This is a genomic window from Rhizobium sp. OAE497 (genome assembly GCF_040546565.1).
Classification (GTDB): Bacteria; Pseudomonadota; Alphaproteobacteria; order Rhizobiales; family Rhizobiaceae; genus Rhizobium.
This window is the reverse complement of record NZ_JBEPOA010000001.1, coordinates 2,880,218-2,899,696: the sequence shown is the minus strand read 5'-3', so window position 1 is coordinate 2,899,696 and position 19,479 is coordinate 2,880,218. Positions and strand designations below refer to the sequence as shown.

19 protein-coding genes and 2 pseudogenes are annotated in these 19,479 nt (G+C 61.2%); 12 read left to right on the top strand and 9 right to left on the bottom strand.

Annotation, left to right across the window (positions count from 1 at the left end; translation table 11 throughout):
* Positions 1 to 35: 35 nt before the first annotated feature.
* Positions 36 to 2,483, top strand: coding sequence for a hypothetical protein (locus ABIE40_RS14800; RefSeq protein ID WP_199627684.1), 2,448 nt, complete (start codon positions 36 to 38; stop codon positions 2,481 to 2,483).
* Positions 2,484 to 2,554: 71 nt separating this feature from the next.
* On the opposite strand, the gene rpoH is transcribed toward ABIE40_RS14800, so the two are convergent.
* A complete protein-coding gene (rpoH, locus tag ABIE40_RS14795; RefSeq protein ID WP_112711446.1) occupies positions 2,555 to 3,463 on the bottom strand; it encodes an RNA polymerase sigma factor RpoH in 909 nt (302 codons plus the stop codon).
* A gap of 163 nt (positions 3,464 to 3,626) precedes the next feature.
* The gene (locus ABIE40_RS14790) at positions 3,627 to 4,661 is read right to left on the bottom strand and encodes an RluA family pseudouridine synthase (protein ID WP_199627682.1); all 1,035 of its coding nucleotides are present in this window, start codon (positions 4,659 to 4,661) and stop codon (positions 3,627 to 3,629) included.
* 36 nt (positions 4,662 to 4,697) lie between these two features.
* Here ABIE40_RS14790 and ABIE40_RS14785 point away from each other — a divergent pair, with 36 nt between their 5' ends.
* Both ABIE40_RS14785 and ABIE40_RS14780 read left to right on the top strand, forming a co-directional pair.
* The gene (locus ABIE40_RS14785) at positions 4,698 to 5,081 is read left to right on the top strand and encodes a hypothetical protein (protein WP_112711444.1); all 384 of its coding nucleotides are present in this window, start codon (positions 4,698 to 4,700) and stop codon (positions 5,079 to 5,081) included.
* Between the two features lie 3 nt (positions 5,082 to 5,084).
* Positions 5,085 to 5,903: a TrmH family RNA methyltransferase gene (locus ABIE40_RS14780; RefSeq protein ID WP_199627680.1), complete on the top strand. Its 819-nt coding sequence runs from the start codon at positions 5,085 to 5,087 to the stop codon at positions 5,901 to 5,903.
* 3 nt (positions 5,904 to 5,906) lie between these two features.
* On the opposite strand, the gene ABIE40_RS14775 is transcribed toward ABIE40_RS14780, so the two are convergent.
* On the bottom strand, positions 5,907 to 7,061 hold the full coding sequence (locus ABIE40_RS14775) for a coiled-coil domain-containing protein (protein ID WP_199627678.1): 1,155 nt from the start codon (positions 7,059 to 7,061) through the stop codon (positions 5,907 to 5,909).
* A 119-nt stretch (positions 7,062 to 7,180) separates the two neighbouring features.
* On the bottom strand, positions 7,181 to 7,777 hold the full coding sequence (locus ABIE40_RS14770; RefSeq protein WP_112711441.1) for a DUF1134 domain-containing protein: 597 nt from the start codon (positions 7,775 to 7,777) through the stop codon (positions 7,181 to 7,183).
* Between the two features lie 189 nt (positions 7,778 to 7,966).
* Between ABIE40_RS14770 and chpT the strand changes: the two genes are divergently transcribed.
* Together chpT and ABIE40_RS14760 are read left to right on the top strand one after the other, a co-directional pair.
* The gene (gene chpT, locus ABIE40_RS14765; RefSeq protein WP_112711440.1) at positions 7,967 to 8,614 is read left to right on the top strand and encodes a histidine phosphotransferase ChpT; all 648 of its coding nucleotides are present in this window, start codon (positions 7,967 to 7,969) and stop codon (positions 8,612 to 8,614) included.
* Between the two features lie 119 nt (positions 8,615 to 8,733).
* Positions 8,734 to 9,096, top strand: coding sequence for a response regulator (locus tag ABIE40_RS14760; RefSeq protein ID WP_112711439.1), 363 nt, complete (start codon positions 8,734 to 8,736; stop codon positions 9,094 to 9,096).
* Positions 9,097 to 9,261: 165 nt separating this feature from the next.
* Here ABIE40_RS14760 and ctrA read toward each other — a convergent pair.
* Positions 9,262 to 9,964, bottom strand: a pseudogene (gene ctrA / locus ABIE40_RS14755) (response regulator transcription factor CtrA).
* A gap of 442 nt (positions 9,965 to 10,406) precedes the next feature.
* On the opposite strand from ctrA, the gene ABIE40_RS14750 reads away from it, so the two are divergent.
* Positions 10,407 to 10,757, top strand: a complete 351-nt coding sequence (locus ABIE40_RS14750; protein ID WP_112390402.1) for a flagellar export protein FliJ — start codon at positions 10,407 to 10,409, stop codon at positions 10,755 to 10,757.
* Between the two features lie 110 nt (positions 10,758 to 10,867).
* Here the strand turns inward: ABIE40_RS14750 and ABIE40_RS14745 are convergent.
* A pseudogene (locus ABIE40_RS14745) lies at positions 10,868 to 11,144 on the bottom strand (GNAT family N-acetyltransferase).
* Between the two features lie 114 nt (positions 11,145 to 11,258).
* Here ABIE40_RS14745 and ABIE40_RS14740 point away from each other — a divergent pair.
* Positions 11,259 to 11,726: a paraquat-inducible protein A gene (locus tag ABIE40_RS14740; RefSeq protein WP_199627676.1), complete on the top strand. Its 468-nt coding sequence runs from the start codon at positions 11,259 to 11,261 to the stop codon at positions 11,724 to 11,726.
* Between the two features lie 19 nt (positions 11,727 to 11,745).
* Here the strand turns inward: ABIE40_RS14740 and sciP are convergent, their stop codons facing one another.
* A complete protein-coding gene (sciP, locus tag ABIE40_RS14735; protein ID WP_034476390.1) occupies positions 11,746 to 12,021 on the bottom strand; it encodes a CtrA inhibitor SciP in 276 nt (91 codons plus the stop codon).
* A gap of 396 nt (positions 12,022 to 12,417) precedes the next feature.
* Between sciP and ABIE40_RS14730 the strand changes: the two genes are divergently transcribed.
* Positions 12,418 to 13,164, top strand: a complete 747-nt coding sequence (locus ABIE40_RS14730) for a LuxR C-terminal-related transcriptional regulator (protein ID WP_130283983.1) — start codon at positions 12,418 to 12,420, stop codon at positions 13,162 to 13,164.
* A 3-nt stretch (positions 13,165 to 13,167) separates the two neighbouring features.
* On the opposite strand, the gene ABIE40_RS14725 is transcribed toward ABIE40_RS14730, so the two are convergent.
* Both ABIE40_RS14725 and cysQ read right to left on the bottom strand, forming a co-directional pair.
* Positions 13,168 to 14,205, bottom strand: coding sequence for a DUF2793 domain-containing protein (locus tag ABIE40_RS14725; protein WP_199627674.1), 1,038 nt, complete (start codon positions 14,203 to 14,205; stop codon positions 13,168 to 13,170).
* Positions 14,206 to 14,307: 102 nt separating this feature from the next.
* Positions 14,308 to 15,096: a 3'(2'),5'-bisphosphate nucleotidase CysQ gene (gene cysQ, locus ABIE40_RS14720; protein ID WP_199627672.1), complete on the bottom strand. Its 789-nt coding sequence runs from the start codon at positions 15,094 to 15,096 to the stop codon at positions 14,308 to 14,310.
* Positions 15,097 to 15,571: 475 nt separating this feature from the next.
* On the opposite strand from cysQ, the gene ABIE40_RS14715 reads away from it, so the two are divergent.
* Genes ABIE40_RS14715 through ABIE40_RS14700 form a run of 4 tightly spaced genes read left to right on the top strand, consistent with a single transcriptional unit; the run spans position 15,572 to position 19,462 of the window.
* Positions 15,572 to 16,474, top strand: coding sequence for a branched-chain amino acid ABC transporter permease (locus ABIE40_RS14715; RefSeq protein WP_075856523.1), 903 nt, complete (start codon positions 15,572 to 15,574; stop codon positions 16,472 to 16,474).
* A gap of 5 nt (positions 16,475 to 16,479) precedes the next feature.
* Positions 16,480 to 17,871 (top strand): high-affinity branched-chain amino acid ABC transporter permease LivM, encoded by a 1,392-nt coding sequence (gene livM, locus ABIE40_RS14710; RefSeq protein ID WP_112711430.1) that lies wholly within the window; start codon positions 16,480 to 16,482, stop codon positions 17,869 to 17,871.
* Positions 17,871 to 18,734 (top strand): ABC transporter ATP-binding protein, encoded by an 864-nt coding sequence (locus ABIE40_RS14705; RefSeq protein ID WP_199627670.1) that lies wholly within the window; start codon positions 17,871 to 17,873, stop codon positions 18,732 to 18,734. The genes livM and ABIE40_RS14705 overlap by 1 nt, the downstream gene beginning before the upstream one ends.
* Positions 18,734 to 19,462 (top strand): ABC transporter ATP-binding protein, encoded by a 729-nt coding sequence (locus ABIE40_RS14700; RefSeq protein ID WP_075856526.1) that lies wholly within the window; start codon positions 18,734 to 18,736, stop codon positions 19,460 to 19,462. The genes ABIE40_RS14705 and ABIE40_RS14700 overlap by 1 nt, the downstream gene beginning before the upstream one ends.
* Positions 19,463 to 19,479: the final 17 nt, after the last annotated feature.

The window sequence follows — 19,479 nt, the reverse complement described above, 5'->3', positions numbered from 1 at the left end:
CCGTGCTTTAAGCCGGGCCTTTTGAGAAAGTACGAATGGCGGATTTTATTGCAGTCATCCGGCGGGCCGTTGACGGTCTGACCGAGAATACCCCCGAGATGCGGGTGAAGGTTTACGAGCGTGCCCGCGGCGCAGTGCAGCGGCAGCTCGAAAACATGAAACCGCGTCCGCCGGAAGCGATGTTGCAACGGCAGCTTGAAAAGCTGGATGCCGCCATTCGCGAAGTCGAGGCCGAACATGCCGAGGCGCTGCCCGATGAGGCAGCCGCCGCGGCCGTTGCCGAAGAGGCCGCACCCGAGCCGCATTACGAAGAGCCCGCCGCTCCGGCTGAAGAGCCGGTTGCCGCCGCCGAGGAGCATGCCGTCGAGGCGGCTGCCGAGCCGGTCGAGGAAGTCGCTCACGAAGAGCATCCGGTTTACGACGAGCCGGTTGCCGCCGAACCCGCTTACGAAGAGCCGCAGGCCGTCTATCACGACGAGCCGGTGCATGCTGTCGAGCCCGAGGTTCATGCCGAGCCGGAAGTTCACGCGGAGCATGACGTTCACGCGGAGCCTGAAGTTCACGTTGAGCCGGAGGTTCACGCCGAGCCTGAAGTCCATGCTGAGCCGGCACCGTGGCAGCAGCCTGTCGAGGATGCGCCCACCGAAGCCTGGCAGGCGCCGCATCACGAAGAGCCCGCAGAGCCTGAATATCACCCTGCCGAACCGGCGGTGTATGAAGAGCCTGTCGTTGAGCCGGAGCCGGTGGAAGCCGTCGAGCCGGTGCGGGCAAGCGAATACAATCCGGCCAACCGGCTGGTAGAGCCCTTCGCCTCTTTCGAAAAGCCGCAGGAATTCGTCGAACAGACGCAGGAAGAGCCGCTGCAGAGCGAAGCCGCCGCGCGCTTCGATCCCGTATGGAACGAGCCAGCCGCGGAAACGCCGGCAGAGCCGCCAAAGGATGCCGATAACGTCTGGGCCGACCAGGAACTGCATAATTTCTCTGGCCTCGCCCCTGCCGCTTCGGCGGACGCCGGTGCGCGCGCCTTCGAGGAAGCGCTGTCCGGCCTGCAGACCGCGCCTGAAACAGCGAAGATGCCCGCTGCCAACGAGGGCTTCTCGTGGGAGGCCGCGGCTTTCGACGACCTGCCGCCGATCGATGCGCCGAAGAAGGCCGACAACGCTCAGGCGCGCGCAGACGATTCCGATCTGTTTTCCGAAGTGCACGGCAACAAGCCGCAGCAGCCCGCGCCGGATGTTCCCGGCAGCGAGTGGAAGGAAGCCGAAGCGCTGCATGGCTACGGCCGCCGCGGTTCCGTTGCCAATGACGATGACGATACGGCTCCGGTTGCCGATATCGACCAGATCGTCGCTGCCAAGCTGCAGAACAAGAATTTCCGCATGGAGCCGAAGCGCCGCCGCTTCGGCCTCGGCCGCATCATCGGCATCGTCCTGGTGCTCGCCGTTCTCGGCGGTGCCGGCTATGCCGCATGGATGAACCGCGACCAGCTGAATGCCATGGTCAACGGCCTGATCAGCTCGGCACCGAAGACTGCCGAGACGACCGCGCCTGCCGCCAGCACGACGCCGTCGGCAACGACGCCTCCTGCATCGGGCACTGCGGCACCGGCCGCCAATGGCAGCTCGGCGGCACCTGCCGCCGACGCCAACAAGCAGGTTGCTGCGCTCGATGACGGCGCCTCCGTCACCAACAAGTTCAACCAGCGCCTGTTGGCCGACGGCACCGAAACCGATGCCGGCCCGGCGACCGCCGCCGCAACGCCGACTGCCGAAGGCAAGTCCGTCGCGCAGCAGAGCATTGCCTCTTCCGCACCGGCTCAGGCGCCGGCGCAACCGGCCGCCCAGACGGATCCGGCCGCCGCACAGCCGCCGGCTGCAGGCGATGCCGCAGCCGCGCAGCCGCAGGTGACCGCGCCGGTCGGCGCTTCGGAAAAGATGTTCCTCTATGAGGAGCGGATCGGCCAGAGCTCGCCGACTGCGATCCAGGGCTCTGTCGTCTGGAGCGTCCAGCACGAGAAGGATGCAAGCGGCAAGGATGCCGCCACCGTTCAGGGCAACGTCACCGTTCCCGAGCGCAATCTCTCGGCTCTCGTCACCTTCAAGCGCAATTCCGACCCGTCGCTGCCGGCTAGCCATCTGGTCGAGATTGTTTTCTCGGTGCCGCCGAATTTCGAAGGCGGCAAGATCGACAGCGTCCAGCGCATCTCGATGAAGCGCACGGAGCAGGATCGCGGCGACGCGCTGATCGCGGTGCCCGCCAAGATCACCGACGACTTCCACATGATCGCGCTCAACGACTATCCGGATGCCCGCAAGTCGAACCTCGACCTGCTCGCCACCCGCGACTGGATCGATATCCCGATCACCTACCGCAACGGCCGCCGCGCCCTGATCACCATGCAGAAGGGCTCGACCGGCGCCCAGGCCTTCACCACCGCGATCCGCGACTGGGGCACGCTCGGCGACGTCAGCACCAGCCAGTAAGGCCAGGCGCATCGCAGAAACAAAAAGGCGGGTCATCGACCCGCCTTTTCGTTTGTCTTGACGCTTGCGCCTTAGGCGGTGGCTTCGACCACGCGGACGGCCTTGGCCATTTCCAGCGCTTCCTTGCGGACCGCGTCCTGGACCTTTTCAAAGGCGCGGACTTCGATCTGGCGGACGCGCTCGCGGCTGATGTCGAACTCGGACGACAGGTCTTCCAGCGTCACCGGATCGTCGGAGAGGCGGCGTGCCTCGAAGATGCGGCGTTCGCGGTCGTTCAGCACGCTCATTGCCTTGGACAGCATGCGGCGGCGGGTGTCGAGTTCGTCCTGCTCGATGAGCACTTCTTCCTGGCTGTCGTGATCGTCGACCAGCCAATCCTGCCACTGGCCGCTATCGCCCTCGGACGCCTTGATCGAGGCGTTGAGCGACGCGTCGCCAGACAGGCGGCGGTTCATCGATACGACCTCCTCCTCGGAGACGTTGAGCTTGGTCGCGATCTCGGAGACGTGTTCCGGCTTCAGGTCGCCATCGTCGATCGCCTGGAGGCGGCCCTTCAGGCGGCGCAGGTTGAAGAACAGACGCTTCTGGTTGGCGGTCGTACCCATTTTCACGAGCGACCACGAACGCAGGATATATTCCTGGATCGAGGCCTTGATCCACCACATGGCGTAGGTTGCCAGGCGAAAGCCGCGTTCCGGGTCGAACTTCTTCACGGCCTGCATGAGGCCGACGTTACCTTCGGAGACGACTTCGCCGATCGGCAGGCCATAGCCGCGATAGCCCATTGCGATCTTCGCAACGAGGCGCAGATGGCTGGTGACGAGCTTGTGCGCAGCATCGCGGTCGCCATGTTCGGCATAGCGCTTGGCGAGCATGTATTCCTGCTGGGGTTCCAGCATCGGGAACTTGCGGATTTCGTCGAGATAACGGTTCAGACCGGCTTCGCCGGCCGTAATGGATGGCAGGTTGTTACGGGCCATGATTGCACCCTCCTATATAGATTCCGGTTCCCGATGGAACGCGTCCCCGCGTCGATAAAGGCAAACCGGGACGTGCGCCTCAAACTAGAGCCCGCACTAAGTCCATATACAGATAAGTATGGCCGAACAGGGGTTCAAGGCCAGAGGGGTCTTCACGAAGGCGTTATAGAGACGCCCCGCGAAGAGCCACGACAAGCTCCATCATATCATCAGGCAGCGGCGCTTCGAAGCGCATGATCTCGCCGGTCCGGGGATGCTCGAACTGCAGCATATAGGCGTGGAGAGCCTGACGCTTGAAGCCGTTGACGACCTTGCGGGCATCATCGGGCAAGAGGTTCGCCTTGGTCTTGAAGCCACCGCCATAGACGGCATCGCCGAGCAGCGGGTGGCCGATATGAGCCATGTGGACGCGGATCTGATGCGTGCGTCCGGTTTCGAGATGGCACTCGACGAGCGAGGCGAGCGACAGCGCGTTCGACGTCTCGTGAAAGCGCTCCAGCACCTCGTAATGGGTGATCGCCTCGTCGGCCTCCTGATTGCCGGCGCGCTTCACTTCACGGCGCGTGCGGTCGGCGGTGCCGCGGCCGAGCGGCGCGTCGATCGTGCCCTTCAGCGTCGGTGGCCGGCCCCAGACGATCGCCTGGTAAGCGCGTTCCAGTGGCATGGTGCGGCCGTGATCGGCGAATTGCAGCGACAGGTGGCGATGGGCGACGTCGTTCTTTGCCACGATCATCACGCCCGTCGTATCCTTGTCCAGCCGGTGGACGATGCCGGGGCGCTTGACGCCGCCGATGCCGGAAAGGCTCTCGCCGCAATGGTGGATCAGCGCATTGACCAGCGTGCCTGTCCAGTTGCCGGCGGCCGGATGGACGACGAGACCGGACGGCTTGGAGATGACGATGACGTCGTCGTCCTCGAAGAGGATGTCGAGCGGGATGTCCTCGCCCTTGGGTTCCGGGTCCTCAGGCTCGGGCAACAGGATCTCGTAGGTCTCGCCGGGCTTCACCTTCTTCTGCGGATCGGCAGCCGGAGCGCCGTTGACCGTTAGCATGCCGTCCTTGATCAGCACCTTGACGCGGCTGCGCGAAAATTCGGCGCCGAGCTGGGCCGTCAGCCAGGCATCGAGGCGGCCTTCGGCGCTCTCGTCTGCCGTCAGGACTTTCCTAATGCCGGATGCTTGTTTAAAGGGGTCGCTCAAGACGCTTCTTCTCCGAGGAATTCATAGGACGCCGTAATGACGAAAATCGAGATAGACGACCAGGAAGAAAAGCCCCTTGATCCGGCAATGGAAAATGTCCGGCGCAAGATGGTTCGCCTGCAGATCGTCTCGGGCGCCATCATGTTTGTGAGCCTTATGGCGGTCTTCGGCGCCGTTGTCTACAAGGTGACGCGGACGGAACCTGCGGGTAGCGCACCCGTTGCCTCGAACGGCGTGCCGTCGGGTTCGCCGGTCAGCGGCACGGTCACACTGCCTTCAGGCTTTGCCGTTCAGTCGACCTCGCTTTCGGGCAGCCAGATCCTGTTCTACGGCCAGGGCGCCGATGGCAAGCACCGGGCGATCGTCGTCGATACCAAGACGGGCCACACCGTCGCCGACATCGCCGTCGCCGGCAATTGAGCCATGGCGGCCGCTCCCGTCACGATCGTTGATGCCGCGGATCCGCGGATCGCGGAGTTCCGCGAGATCCGCGAGCGTGACCTGACGGGGCGGCAGGGACGGTTCATCGCCGAGGGCACCGTCGTGTTGCGCATGCTGGCGCAGGCGCATCGCCGCGGCACCTTCGCCGCCGAAAAGATCCTGCTGCTCGCCAACCGGGCGGCAGGCGTTGCCGACATCCTTGCCGAATTCCCGGACGATGTGCCAGTCTATATTGCCGAAGCCGAAACGCTCGATGGCATCGTCGGCTTTCACCTGCATCGCGGCGTGCTGGCGCTCGGCCGGAAGCTTTCGCCCGAGACGAGCCTCCTCGACAGGCTGCCGGAACAGGCGCTGGTGATTGCCGGATGCGGCATTTCCAATCACGACAATGCCGGATCGATGTTCCGCAATGCGGCGGCCTTCAAGGCCGATGCGATCTTTCTCGACGAAACCTCCTGCGATCCGCTCTACCGCAAGGCGCTGCGCGTCTCGGTCGGTTCGGTGCTGAGCGTTCCCTATGAGCGCAGCGGTTCGGCGCTGGGCCTGTTGAGCGGGCTCGCGGAACGCGGCTTCGATATCTGGACGCTGTCGCCGCGCGGTACCGTCGATATCCGCGACATCCCGGCGTCGCCGCGCATGGCGCTGGTGGCGGGAACCGAGGGGGAGGGGCTGCCGGCGGAGATTCTCGCGCGCTTCCGCAGCGCCCGGATTCCACAGTCCGAGGGGCTGGACAGCCTGAACGTCGCGACGGCAACCGGGATCACACTGTTTTCCATGGCATCAGCCGCCAAGCGGATCTGACGCTTACTTGTCTTCGGTGAGGATCGCGGCGGCACGGCCGGCGAGATTGAGGCGCTCCTGAGCGCCGGTCTCGGCGGTTTCAGGCAGCAGCTTGCGGATCGGCGAGGTCTCGCCTTCCTTCAATGCCGTCAGTGCCACCACCTTGGCAGCGATCGAGGCGATCTCTTCGCGCAGCGCGCTATCCTTGCCGGTGACGGTCTTGGCCTTGAGGATTCGGTCGGAGACATCGGCGCTGCGAGCGCGGACATCGTCTGCCAGACTTGCTGCAAGGGCGGCCGGATCGATGCTCTCTTCCGGCTCGGCCGGTGGTGCGTCGGGCAGGGCGTTCAGCAGCGAGCCGGAAACGCCGGCGTCGCGCATGGCGCGGCTTGCCTTGCGCAGTTCGGAATTGGCGCCCTTCAGCTGTTCCTTCAGCTTGGCGATTTCCTGCTGGCGGCGGGTGAGCAGCGTTTCCTTGTCGGAAGCGGATGCCGTTTCGCGGGCAGCCTTGTCTTCCAGGCGGATCACCATGTGTTCCTGCTGGGTCAGCTTCTGCTCGGCATCCTTGGCGCGCTTCTGCAGGAGGTTGACGTCCTGGCGCAGCGTATCGCGCTCGTCGCGCAGCGCATTGGCGCGGAACTTGACGCTTTCGATCTCGGTTTCGCGAGCCGCCATGTCGATCTTCAGGTTGTCGGACTGTTCGGCAAGCTTGTTCAGGCGGCTGCGCAGCGCTTCCAGTTCGCCTTCCTTCTGTGAGCTCGACTGCTCGGCAATGTGAAGGCTGGTCTTCAGCTGGCTGATATAGTTCTCGTCCTTGCGCAGGTGAGAGCGCAGTTCGGCGGCCTCGACGTTGAGATCGCTGATCTGGCCCTGCAAGGTGCTGATCTCGGCGGCCAGCCGGCCGGCATCGAGCGCCAGCGAATCGTGGCGCAGCTGCAGCGACAGCGACTTCTCGCGCTCGCGGGCAAGATCCTGCGTGGTGCGGGCATTGTCGGCGGCGTAGAGGGCGCGGACCATATCCTTCTGGGCGCGCACTTCCTGCGGGCTCAGCGGCATCGTCGCCTTCATCCGGTTTTCCGTATACCAGACGATGCGGCGGTGGATGGCGGGGGAAACCAGGAAGACCAGGAAGGCCGCTGTCAGAAAACCCAGCCCGAATAGAAGAGCGTATTCGATCACGGCGCGGTCAATGCTTCCAGAAAGTGTTTTGCTTCGCGCCAATGATTACGCACGCGATGCGCGCGCGGCAAGTGGCGGATGGGTGACGGCGGGCAAGAATCCCGCCGTCCACTCCATTATCAGAAGGGGTTCCAGGTCGGGCCGGGGGTGATCTTCAGGTAGCCGACATTGACGCCGAGGCGGGCGCCGACGCCGGTACGGATCGGCACGACGAGGACATTGTTGTTCTTCAGAAGCGTCATGCCGAAGCCGGCGATGACGAAGGCCTGCCCGCTAACGCCGCCGAAACGGGCATAGATGCTGTCGATCGAGGGAAGGTCGTAGACCAGCATCATGACGCGGGTGCCCTGGCCGCCGTAGTCGATGCCGAGAGACGGGCCCTGCCAGTAGAGCGGATGCTCGCCGGCATTCTTGGTGTTGAGCTGGCCCTCGCCATAGGTCAGGCCAGCGATGAAGGCGCCAGAGCCTTCCTGGCCGAGAATGTAGCCGTTCGGCAGGCCGTATTTCTGGAAGGCGGCTTCGACAACCTTGGCGAGGCCGCCGCTGGTGGAGCCAAAGAAGGAGTGTCCGGCGTCGACGATCTCCTGCACAGTGTACTGGCTGCTGTTGGCCTGCTGGGCGGCCGCCTGCTGCGAGGAGAGCATGAATGCAGAAATGGTCAGCGCGACAATAAGCCGGCAGAAGCCCATAAATCTTCCTGGGGATTGAAGGTGCATGGTGTCATCCGTTCATCATGGTCGGTTCAATGAGCCGTTTCCGGCAATTGACGCATTTTGCTCCGATCGTCTTAACAATCGGTTTACCAAATATGGTGTCATTATGGCGCCGAGTACGGGCGCAAACTTCGTGCAATTTTGATCAGGCAAGATATGGCGGAATGAAGTATTCGCCATCAGGAGACGATGATGTCCAAGAACCCAAATCTTACTTTGACCGGCCCGGACCTGGCTGCTCTTCTTTGCAGCCGCGTGTGCCATGACGTCATCTCGCCCGTCGGCGCCATCAACAACGGCCTGGAACTGCTCGATGAGGGCGGTGCCGATGCCGATGCCATGGATCTAATCCGCACCAGCGCGCTGAACGCCTCCGTCCGCCTCAAGTTCGCCCGCCTTGCCTTCGGTGCCTCCGGCTCCGTCGGCGCGTCGATCGACACGGGCGAAGCCGAGCGCGCCGCCAAGGATTTCGCGGCCGCCGAGAAGAAGACCGAGGTCACCTGGACCGGGCCGCGCGCCATCGTCGCCAAGAACCGCGTGAAGCTGCTGCTGAACCTGTTCCTCGTTGCCTATTCCTCGATCCCGCGCGGCGGCTCGATCGAGATCACGCTGGAAAATCCGGAATTCGACGCCAAGTTCAAGCTCGTCGCCAAGGGCAAGCTGATGCGCATGCCGCCGAAATTCGTCGAGATCGCTTCCGGCCATGTCGAAGAGGCTGTCGATGCCCACTCGATCCAGCCCTATTACACCGTCCTGCTCGCCGAGGAATGCGGCATGCAGCTCGGCCATTCGGCAACCGGCGAAGAGATTATTTTTACAGCCGAAATCGCTGCGGCCTAACGTTACGGTTGCATGAGAGCAGTTTGTCTCTTTCTCGGTAAGACTTCCTTAGCCTAATCGACCTATCCTTTCAGGCTGAGGAAGCGCCACCGGGACAGAAGTGGGGCGAAGGAGCAGTCATGCAGCGTTTCATGATCACCGACAGTTCGGACGTCGTTCGCAAGGTCGGAAAGCGTATCCTGTCCGAACTCGATTTCCTGGTCAGCGAGGCGTCAAACGCTTCCGAAGCGCTGTCGGCCTGCCAGACGGAACTGCCCGATTACCTCATCGTCGATTCCGGCATCGAGGGTGCCCTCGAGCTGATCACCACCATCCGCGGCATGGATGGCGGCAAGGAAGTGAAGATCTATTACTGCGTCATCGAAGCCGATCTGAAGAAGCTGATGGCCGGCAAGCGGGCAGGGGCGACCGACTTCCTGCTGAAGCCCTTCGACCGCAAGATCCTGACCGCCGTCTTCGGCAACCGGGCAATCGCCGCCTAATTCTCTCTTCCATTTCAAGTTCTTACGATGCTCGGGCCTGTCCCGAGCATTTTTGCGTTTGCGTGTGTCCATGCCGTGGCAGATTCCTGCTACCTTACGACCCGCACAAACAAAAAAATCCCGCCGGAAGGGCGGGATTTCTGAATTGGTAAAGGGGGTTCGGTATCAGGCGCTTTCGGCGTATTCGCTGCCATCGGGCTCGCGCAGCACATAGCCGCGGCCCCAGACGGTTTCGATGTAGTTGGCGCCGCCGGCAGCATTCGCAAGCTTCTTGCGCAGCTTGCAGATGAAGACGTCGATGATCTTCAGTTCCGGTTCGTCCATGCCGCCATAGAGGTGGTTCAGGAACATTTCCTTGGTGAGCGTGGTGCCCTTGCGGAGCGAAAGCAGCTCCAGCATCTGGTATTCCTTGCCCGTCAGGTGAACGCGCTGGCCACCGACTTCGACGGTCTTGGCGTCGAGGTTGACGATGAGCTCGCCCGTCATGATGACCGACTGAGCGTGGCCCTTCGAACGGCGGACGATGGCGTGGATGCGGGCGACGAGCTCGTCCTTGTGGAACGGCTTGGTCATGTAGTCGTCGGCGCCGAAGCCGAGACCCGCGGACCTTGTCTTCGATGCCGGCCATACCCGAGAGGATGAGGATCGGTGTCTTGACCTTGGACAGGCGGAGAGTGCGAAGCACTTCATATCCGGACATGTCGGGAAGGTTCAAATCGAGAAGGATGATGTCGTAATCGTACAGTTTGCCGAGGTCGACGCCTTCTTCACCGAGATCGGTGGTGTAAACGTTAAAGCTCTCGGACTTGAGCATCAGTTCGATGCTCTGCGCTGTCGCGCTGTCGTCTTCAATCAGTAGTACCCGCATTATTATCCCCTTTACCGCCGCCGAAAGGTGGTCTGGCCCCCTACGCGATACCGAAATATGTCACTGCGTGATTTGGAAGCTGCCACGAAATGGTTAACAAATTCTATTCCACTCTGGCAAGGGGTAACGAATTTATTAAATATTTTGTCCATTCCGCTGTTTTCCAACGAGAATCCGCAAGGCCAAATCCTTAACTTTTACATTAAGAACGGCCGCTAAGCGATTCATTCGACTCAGCAATGAAAAGGTTTCGGAAATCGCGTAGTGATGTTTACCGAGCCTTAAATCATCGGGCCTATCATTAACGATGCCCGTAAACGAAAGGTTACCAGCGGTAGGTTTTTGTTAATACCGACGGAAATTTTTTGGGCAGACCGTCTCAAAGCGGTGCGCAAGGGGCAATTTAGTAGAGCCGGGGTCTCGCATCACTGGAGTAATGCGTATGAAGTCGCGTGAGAGCCTAGTTCGCCTGAAGGAGTTTCAGGTGAACGAAAAACGACGTCAGCTGCAGCAGTTGCAGATGATGATGTCGGAATTCGAACGGATGACGAAGGATCTGGAAAGCCAGATCGTCGTCGAAGAGAAGAAGTCCGGCATTTCCGATCCGAATCACTTCGCCTACCCGACCTTCGCCAAGGCCGCTCGTCAGCGCGCCGACAATCTTCAGGTTTCGATCAAGGAACTGAAGATGCAGGAAGAAGCTCTGGAACAGGCGCTCGAGGAGATGCAGGCAGAATATGCCCGCGCAGCCGCCCTCGAGGAGCGTGACGGCGCAATTCGCGCACGGGCGTAATCAAGCTGGCGATGGATGCCGTCACCGGCATCCTGGGGAATCGCCGAAGAAAAAGCCACGTATGATGGGCCTCAGTCCGTCATACGTGGCTTTTGGTGTTTTCTAGTCCCTCAGTTCACGACATCGCGCCATTCCTCATGACGCTGGGACTGTGCCTTGAAGAAAGGGCAGAGCGCGAAGATCTTCCAGCCGCCCTTGCGGGCTTCCTCGACGGCGTGCAGGGCGAGTGCCTGGCCGACGCCCTTGCCGCAGGGCATCGGGAACGCCGGTGTGGTCGATGATGACGAGCTTCGGCGAGGTGCGGGAATAGCTCATTTCGGCCTCGTGCCCTTCGACTTCAGCGACATAACGGCCGCCCGAGGCATTTTCTTCGTTGCGGATATTCATTCTATTGTCCTCCGAAAGAGTTGCGCTGCCCGAACGTGGCATGGCGGGCAGGGGCTCACAAGCCGGGGCAGGTGGCGACGCAGTGTTCATCGGATTGACGGGGGAGAGGGATTGATGGCGAAACTGGCCTGGATCAAACCGGTGCTTCTGGTTGCGGCACCGTTCTTTCTGGCGCTTGGGCTGGTGCTGCCGCTGATCCGCTTCGAGACGCTTTACTTTTTCGACGAGACGCCGTCGCTGATCGGGATCATCGCTTCGCTGTGGAGCGGCGGCGATTCATTGCTTGCGGCGATCGTCGTTCTCGTGTCGATCATTCTGCCGGTCTGCAAGATTGTCAGTCTCGCCGTTGAGGCGACAGCGGCCGGCGGCGGAACCGGCAGCTGGTTTTATCGTCACGCCGTACCTCACCTGTCCAAGTGGTCAATGATGGACGTTTTATTGGTGGCGGTCGTGATTGCGGCGGCAAAGACGACGGGGCTTGCGGATGCTTTCACCCAGCCAGGCCTCTGGTGCTACGCCGCGTCGACAATAATTTCGGGCCTTCTTCATTCTCTCAGCGAGAATGCGTCCGGCCCGAAGTAATGTCGTTGCCTTGCGGCGATTAGTGGCGGTACTGCTGGATACGCGTCGTGCGCAGGCCGGCAAGGCCGTGGCTGCTGATCGACGACTGCCAGGACAGGAATTCTTCAACGGTGAGCGTGTAACGCTCGCACGCTTCTTCCAAGCTCAACAGGCCACCGCGAACTGCCGCGACAACCTCAGCCTTGCGACGGATCACCCAGCGCCGGGTATTCGGCGGGGGAAGGTCCGCAATCGTAAGCGGGCTGCCATCGGGGCCGATGACATATTTTACTCGGGGTCGTATCATTTCGGTCATTGGGACTCTCTACACAACTCAAGACCACAGATGGCACTCTAGCCCGTCACATTTAAAAATTGCCTAAACTGATCGTAAGACTTTGATAACAACTTTAAGTGCCGGAGCTACCCACCCCGGGACGAACTTCCGTTACGTCAATTTGAGCCGGCTGCATGGCTCCCATGCGTAATAAATAATATCTATATTTCGCGGGAAGATTTATAAGCGCTGCAACATTAAGAATGAGCGCAAGACATCGTCTCCGTTCTTCTCGCAGTATCAGTCAAAGAATAGTGTTTGCAGCTCCCGTCCCGCCGACGCGGGGCTTCGCGGCTTTCTTTTGCTGTTTCCGGCGCCGTGGATGGCCTGCCGGTGCGAGAGCTGGGCAGGCGCGCGCGGTTGAGGACATAAGAGATGACGAGACGTGAGCGCGCAGTGCGTAACTGCGCAGACGATAACGCTTTTTCGCTTTCTACCACCGCCCGCCAAGGCGATCTCAAGATCGAGTTCAAGCGCAGCCTTGAGCGCATGACCAAGGAAGCGGGCTTCGATTTCTTCCTTATTGCATCCTTCCCACGCGGCGACGCCACCTCCTTTGTCGAAAACCGCATTGCCAGCAACTGGCCGCAGACGCTCGTCAACCTCTATGAAGAGGCCGACATGTTTTACTGCAGCGAGCTGGTTAACGCGCTGAAGCACACGATCATCCCGGTCTATTGCAATGCGGGAACTTTTGGCGGCGCGGCTGCAAATATTGAAAACCGCCGGTTGAACGCGGTCTTCCAGATGCATGGCCTGCAGGCAACTTTCGGCTTTTCGCTGCATGACGCTGATCTAAAACAGTACATCTTTGCATTCTCCGGAACGCGCGCTGCGCTCGAATATGAAGAGCAGATGGCGCTTTTCTTCGCGGCGATGCAGGCGCTCGACCGGTTCAGCATCGCCAATCGCGGTGAAGAAGGGCCGGCGGAAACGCTGACGCGGCGCGAAATCGAATGTCTGCGCTGGTCGGCGGCTGGAAAAAGCAGCGACGAGATTGCCATCATTCTCGATCTCTCGTCGCATACCGTCGTCGGTTATCTGAAGAGCGCGATGCGCAAGCTCGATTCGGTCAATCGCATGCAGGCCGTCGCCCGTGCGCTCCGCTACCGCCTGCTCTGATCTTCAGAGCAGGATCGCACTGATCTCCGTTTCTCCGGCGCCGAACTTATATTGCGCCGTTCCCGTATGCAGGATCGACAGCCAGTCGCCGGCGGCAAGCTGGGCGAGGCCGAAGGCCGTCTGTCTTGATGCGACGGTGGTCGCCGCGCCGGCGATCGCCGCAAGCGCGGTGCTGCCATTGGCTTCCAGCCGCGCGCCATACGCCGAGCTCGTCACGGTGCTCACCGACAGAATCAGCAGGTAGAGACCCGAGGCCGGAACCGTCAGGCGGTTGCCGCTGCCGGAGGGGACGGCCGCGCCAAGCGAGAAACCGCCCTGCTGCACATGCAGCGCGTTGAAGCCGGTGCGGGTGTTGTTGCCGGGCGTCGTGGTCGCCGCCGCCAGTGCACCGCGAGCGACCGGGCGGGCCGGGGTCTTGACGATGCCACCTGCGGCGATCGCCAGCGCCGTTTCCCAGGCAGACCCGTCACCGCTGACCTTGATTGCGAATTCATCATTTCCGGCAAGCCCCATCTCGGCGCGGCCCGACCAGTTGGACTGGAAGAGCAACGAGGCCGTTTCGGCGGCGGAGGCCTTGTTGACCTTAACCTGATGGCCGTGGCCCTCATGATTGAAGAGGCTGGCGGGGGAGGCGACGGCCAGCCGGTTCTGTGCGTCGGCGCTGGCGTTCAGGCCGAGAAGCGGCAGGCTTGCCGGTGGCGGCGGCACCAGATCGCTCCAGACGCCGGCGGCGAAGATGCGGAGCCTCGATACGGCGGCGAAATAGGCCCGCCAGCCATCGCGCGGCAGAATGTAGATCCAGGCGCCGTCCTGCCGGAAGGCGAGACGGCCGTCCTTACCGGACCAGGTGCCGGTTGCACCAGCAGAGACGAGATAGCAGGCGCCTTCGGCCGGGTCTTCCGGCGCGGCGGACGCTTCGGCTGATATCGTCAACTGGGTCACGGCGTCGATCAGCTGCAGCGCTTCGTTATGGGTGACGTGCTTCTGGGCCTGCGACGGCAGGATATAGGGAAGGGCGAGATTGACTGTCATGTCGGACATGTATGCGGCCTCCATAGCGGTGCCGCTGATCTTATATCCGCTCATATGTGCGGGGAGGGCAAGGCTCGCTCGCCGCTGATCTCCAAGCCATTTCGGCCTTGCTTATGCGCGCTGCAGCGCCCGCTTGCGGCTGCCCCAGGAGATGAAATCCGGATTGACGAAATCCGGATCGCCGGGCTTGCCGTAGCCGAGAGGCTCGCCGTCCAGCGTCAGCGTCGTGCCACCCGCGGCCCTGAGCACCGCGTCACCTGCGGCCGTGTCCCACTCCATCGTGCGGGTAAAGCGCGGGTAGACATCGGCCTTGCCCTCGGCGAGCAGGCAGAATTTCAGCGACGAACCGATATTGGTGCATTCGGAAATGGCGTGCTTCTTCAGGAAGCTGTCGGTAGCCGGGCTGTTGTGGCAGCGGCTGGCGAGCGCCAGGCGATGCTCCGGCTCGTCGCGCACGGCGATCTTCTCGCGGCGGTCAACGGTGAAGTCGTCGCCGACATGCAGCTTTTCCGCGCTGCCCGATTCGCCGACGAAAGCGACCCCGAGGGCAGGGGCGTAGACGATGCCCGCCAGCGGTACGCCGTTTTCGATATAGGCGATATTGACCGTGAATTCCTTGCGCTTGTCGACGAACTCGCGCGTGCCATCGAGCGGATCGACAAGGAAGAACGGGCGGCCGGCGATGTCAGGAACATGCCCGGCAGCAACCGATTCCTCGGCGATGACAGGAATGTCGGGAAAGTCGCGGCTCAGATGCGCCAGGATGATGATCTCGGCCTCATGATCGGCGAGCGTCACCGGCGTGGCATCGGCCTTGGTCGAGACTGTGCATCCGGCGCGGAATATCTCGATGATCTTCCGTCCTGCTTCCAGGGCTGCATTTTCGAATGTCGATAGCATCGGCTCTTGCGGTTTGGGGCCGGGAAGCGAACCCGGCGAAGCGGCAACTATAGCCGCAAATATAGGGATGAGGCCAGAGTTTTGCATTTTTCCTGCTCGTCGCAGTCAAGGGCGGTGGCCTGGAATAGTTTTCACCGGCTCGCGTTTTAGCTGGTCAGAATTTGCTTCGAATTCCAGTCTTGTGGAATAGCATTCGCAAATCGGAAATGATGGCTGCCACCGAATTGCCGCAATGGTTAATCCACAGGCGCGGTTTGGCTAAATTTTTGTCATATAATGCCTTTTTCGTGTGGATTTTGATTTGTATCGCGCCATTTAAGCGCAGTTGAGCAAGAATCTGACTCAGTAAAGCCTTTTTGTCTTCACATTTTCCCTGAAAGCGCTATGCATGCGGCTACGAGGTTCCGATTTAAAAGCGGAGCCCTAACCAAAAAGAGATGCAGCCATGTTGGTTCGCATCCAGGGGAAATGACATATGGAGTACTTTATCCAGCAGCTCTTCAATGGGCTGACTCTTGGATCCATCTATGGTCTCGTCGCTATTGGCTATACGATGGTTTACGGCATTGTCGGCATGATCAATTTCGCCCATGGCGATGTCTTCATGCTCGGTGGTTTCGCTGCTCTTATCGTCTTTCTCGTTCTCACATCCATCTTTGCAGGTCTTCCGGTAGCAGTTCTTCTGCTGGCGATGCTTGTTGTTGCGATGCTGATGACGAGTTTGTGGAATTGGACGATCGAGCGAGTTGCATACCGTCCGCTGCGCGGTTCGTTCCGCCTGGCGCCGCTGATCACCGCGATCGGCATGTCGATCACGCTTTCCAACTTCATCCAGGTGACGCAGGGCCCGCGCAACAAGCCGATCCCGCCGCTGGTAAGTTCGGTCTATAATATCGGCGGTATCTCGGTCTCGCTGAAGCAGATCATCATCATCGTCATCACCGTCGTTCTCCTGGCTGCCTTCTGGTATCTCGTGAACCGTACGGCGCTCGGCCGCGCCCAGCGCGCCACCGAGCAGGACCGCAAGATGGCGGCGCTTCTCGGCGTCAATGTCGACCAGACGATCTCCATCACCTTCATCATGGGCGCCGCGCTCGCTGCCGTCGCCGGTACGATGTACCTGATGTATTATGGCGTTGCGTCCTTCACGGATGGCTTCACCCCTGGCGTCAAGGCGTTCACGGCTGCCGTTCTCGGCGGTATCGGCTCGCTGCCGGGTGCAGTCTTCGGTGGTCTGCTGATTGGCCTCATCGAGTCGCTCTGGTCCGCATATTTCACCATCGCCTACAAGGACGTCGCGACCTTCGCGATCCTGGCTTTCGTCCTGATCTTCAAGCCGACCGGTATTCTCGGACGGCCGGAAGTCGAGAAGGTATAAACGTCATGGCAAACATCGAAACTTCCGCAGGCAAGCCCGAGGCCGGGCTTGTCCAGAAGGGTATCCGTGAAGCTTTCTTCACCGGTCTCGTCTCGCTCGGCCTGTTCGTTCTCTATGTCGGTCTCGGCACGCAGCAGAACATCAATAACGAACTGATCATCGTCCAGCGCTGGGGCCTGCTTGCGATCTTCGTCGCAATCGCCGCCATCGGCCGCTTCATCATGGTCGTCTTCGTGCAGCCGAACATCAACCGCCGCAAGCTTGCCAAGGCAAAGCACGGCGAGCTCGATATCTCGACGGACAAGGGCTTCTTCCACACGCATTTCCTGAAGATCGCTCTGGTGGCGCTGCTGCTCTACCCGATGGTGATCTATGCGCTGGTCGGCGCACAGGGCTCGCTGAAGTGGGTCGACAACTTCGGTATCCAGATCCTCATCTACGTGATGCTGGCCTGGGGTCTGAACATCGTCGTCGGTCTCGCCGGTCTTCTCGACCTCGGCTATGTCGCCTTCTACGCGGTCGGCGCCTATTCCTACGCGCTGCTCTCCAGCTATTTCGGCCTGTCCTTCTGGGTGCTGCTGCCGCTTTCGGGCATCTTCGCCGCTCTCTGGGGCATCATCCTCGGCTTCCCGGTCCTGCGTCTGCGCGGCGACTACCTCGCCATCGTGACGCTCGCCTTCGGTGAAATCATCCGTCTCGTCCTCATCAACTGGACCGACGTGACCAAGGGTACCTTTGGTATCTCCGGTATTCCGAAGGCAACGCTGTTCGGCATTCCGTTCGATGCGTCCGCCGGCGGCTTTGCCAAGCTGCTCGGCCTGCCGATGTCGTCCGCCTATTACAAGATCTTCCTGTTCTATCTGATCCTGGCGCTCTGCCTGATCACGGCCTACGTCACCATCCGGCTTCGCCGCATGCCGATCGGCCGCGCCTGGGAAGCTCTGCGCGAAGACGAAATCGCCTGCCGCTCGCTCGGTATCAACACAGTCACGACCAAGCTCACCGCTTTTGCGACGGGCGCGATGTTCGGCGGTTTCGCCGGCTCGTTCTTCGCCGCTCGCCAGGGCTTCGTCTCGCCTGAATCCTTCGTCTTCCTGGAATCGGCCGTCATCCTCGCCATCGTCGTTCTCGGCGGCATGGGTTCGCTGACCGGTATCGCCATTGCGGCCGTCGTCATGGTCGGCGGCACGGAAGTGCTGCGCGAAATGGACTTCCTCAAGGTCGTCTTCGGCCCCGACTTCACGCCTGAGCTGTACCGCATGCTGCTCTTCGGCCTGGCCATGGTCGTGGTCATGCTGTTCAAGCCGCGCGGTTTCGTCGGCTCGCGTGAACCGACCGCCTTCCTCAAGGAGCGCAAGGCGGTATCCGGAAGCTTCACCAAGGAGGGCCACGGCTGATGAGCCCTGTAGAAACGATGTCCAACGATACCTTGCTCAAGGTCGAGCACCTGTCGATGAAGTTCGGCGGCCTGATGGCCATCAACGATCTCTCCTTCGAAGCCAAGCGCGGCGATATCACTGCGCTGATCGGCCCGAACGGCGCAGGCAAGACCACCGTGTTCAACTGCATCACCGGCTTCTACAAGCCGACGATGGGCATGATCACAATGAACCAGAAGGGCGGAAAGCAGTATCTGCTCGAGCGCCTGCCTGACTTCCGCATCACCAAGGAAGCCAAGGTCGCCCGTACCTTCCAGAACATTCGCCTGTTCTCGGGTCTGACGGTCCTGGAAAACCTGCTCGTCGCCCAGCACAACAAGCTGATGAAGGCCTCGGGTTACACGATCCTCGGCCTGCTCGGCATCGGCGGCTACAAGAAGGAAGCGGCAGCCTCCATCGATCTCGCCCGCTACTGGCTGGAAAAGGCCGATCTGATCGATCGCGCCGACGACCCGGCCGGCGATCTGCCCTACGGCGCCCAGCGCCGCCTGGAAATCGCCCGCGCGATGTGCACCGGTCCGGAACTGCTCTGCCTCGACGAGCCGGCCGCCGGCCTCAACCCGCGCGAATCGCTGGCACTCAACGAGCTGCTGCGCAGCATCCGCGCGGATACCGGAACGTCGATCCTGCTCATCGAGCACGACATGTCGGTGGTCATGGAGATTTCCGACCACGTCGTCGTTCTCGAATATGGCCAGAAGATCTCCGACGGCACGCCCGAACACGTGAAGAACGACCCGAAGGTCATCGCGGCCTATCTCGGTGTCGAAGACGAAGAAGTTGAAGAGGTCATCGCGACCGTAGAAGGGGGCGCACACTGATGGCCGGGGAACAGCTTCTCAAGGTTCAGGGCGTCGAGACCTATTACGGCAATATCCGCGCACTCGCCGGCATCGATGTCGAAGTCAACAAGGGTGAGATCGTCAGCCTGATCGGCGCCAATGGCGCCGGCAAGTCGACGCTGATGATGACGATCTGCGGCAGCCCGCAGGCGCGCACCGGCTCGATCACCTTCGACGGCCGCGACATCACCAAGATGCCGACGCACGAAATCGCGCGTCTGCGTATTGCCCAGTCTCCGGAAGGACGCCGTATTTTCCCGCGCATGACCGTGCTGGAAAATCTGCAGATGGGCGCCGGCCTCGATAACCTCAAATACTTCCACGAGGATCTGGAAAAGATCTTCGTGATGTTCCCGCGGCTCAAGGAACGCCAGACGCAGCGCGGCGGCACGCTTTCGGGCGGCGAACAGCAGATGCTGTCGATCGGCCGCGCGCTGATGGCGCGTCCGAAGCTGCTGCTTCTCGACGAGCCGTCGCTCGGCCTCGCGCCGCTGATCGTCAAGGGCATCTTCGAGGCGATCAAGAAGCTCAACGAAACCGAAGGCCTGACCGTCTTCCTCGTCGAGCAGAACGCATTTGCTGCCCTCAAGCTTTCGCATCGCGCCTACGTGATGGTGAACGGCAAGGTGACGATGAGCGGTTCCGGCAAGGAACTTCTCGCCAATCCCGAAGTCCGTGCCGCCTATCTCGAAGGCGGACGGCATTGATCCGGGCAGAAGGGAGA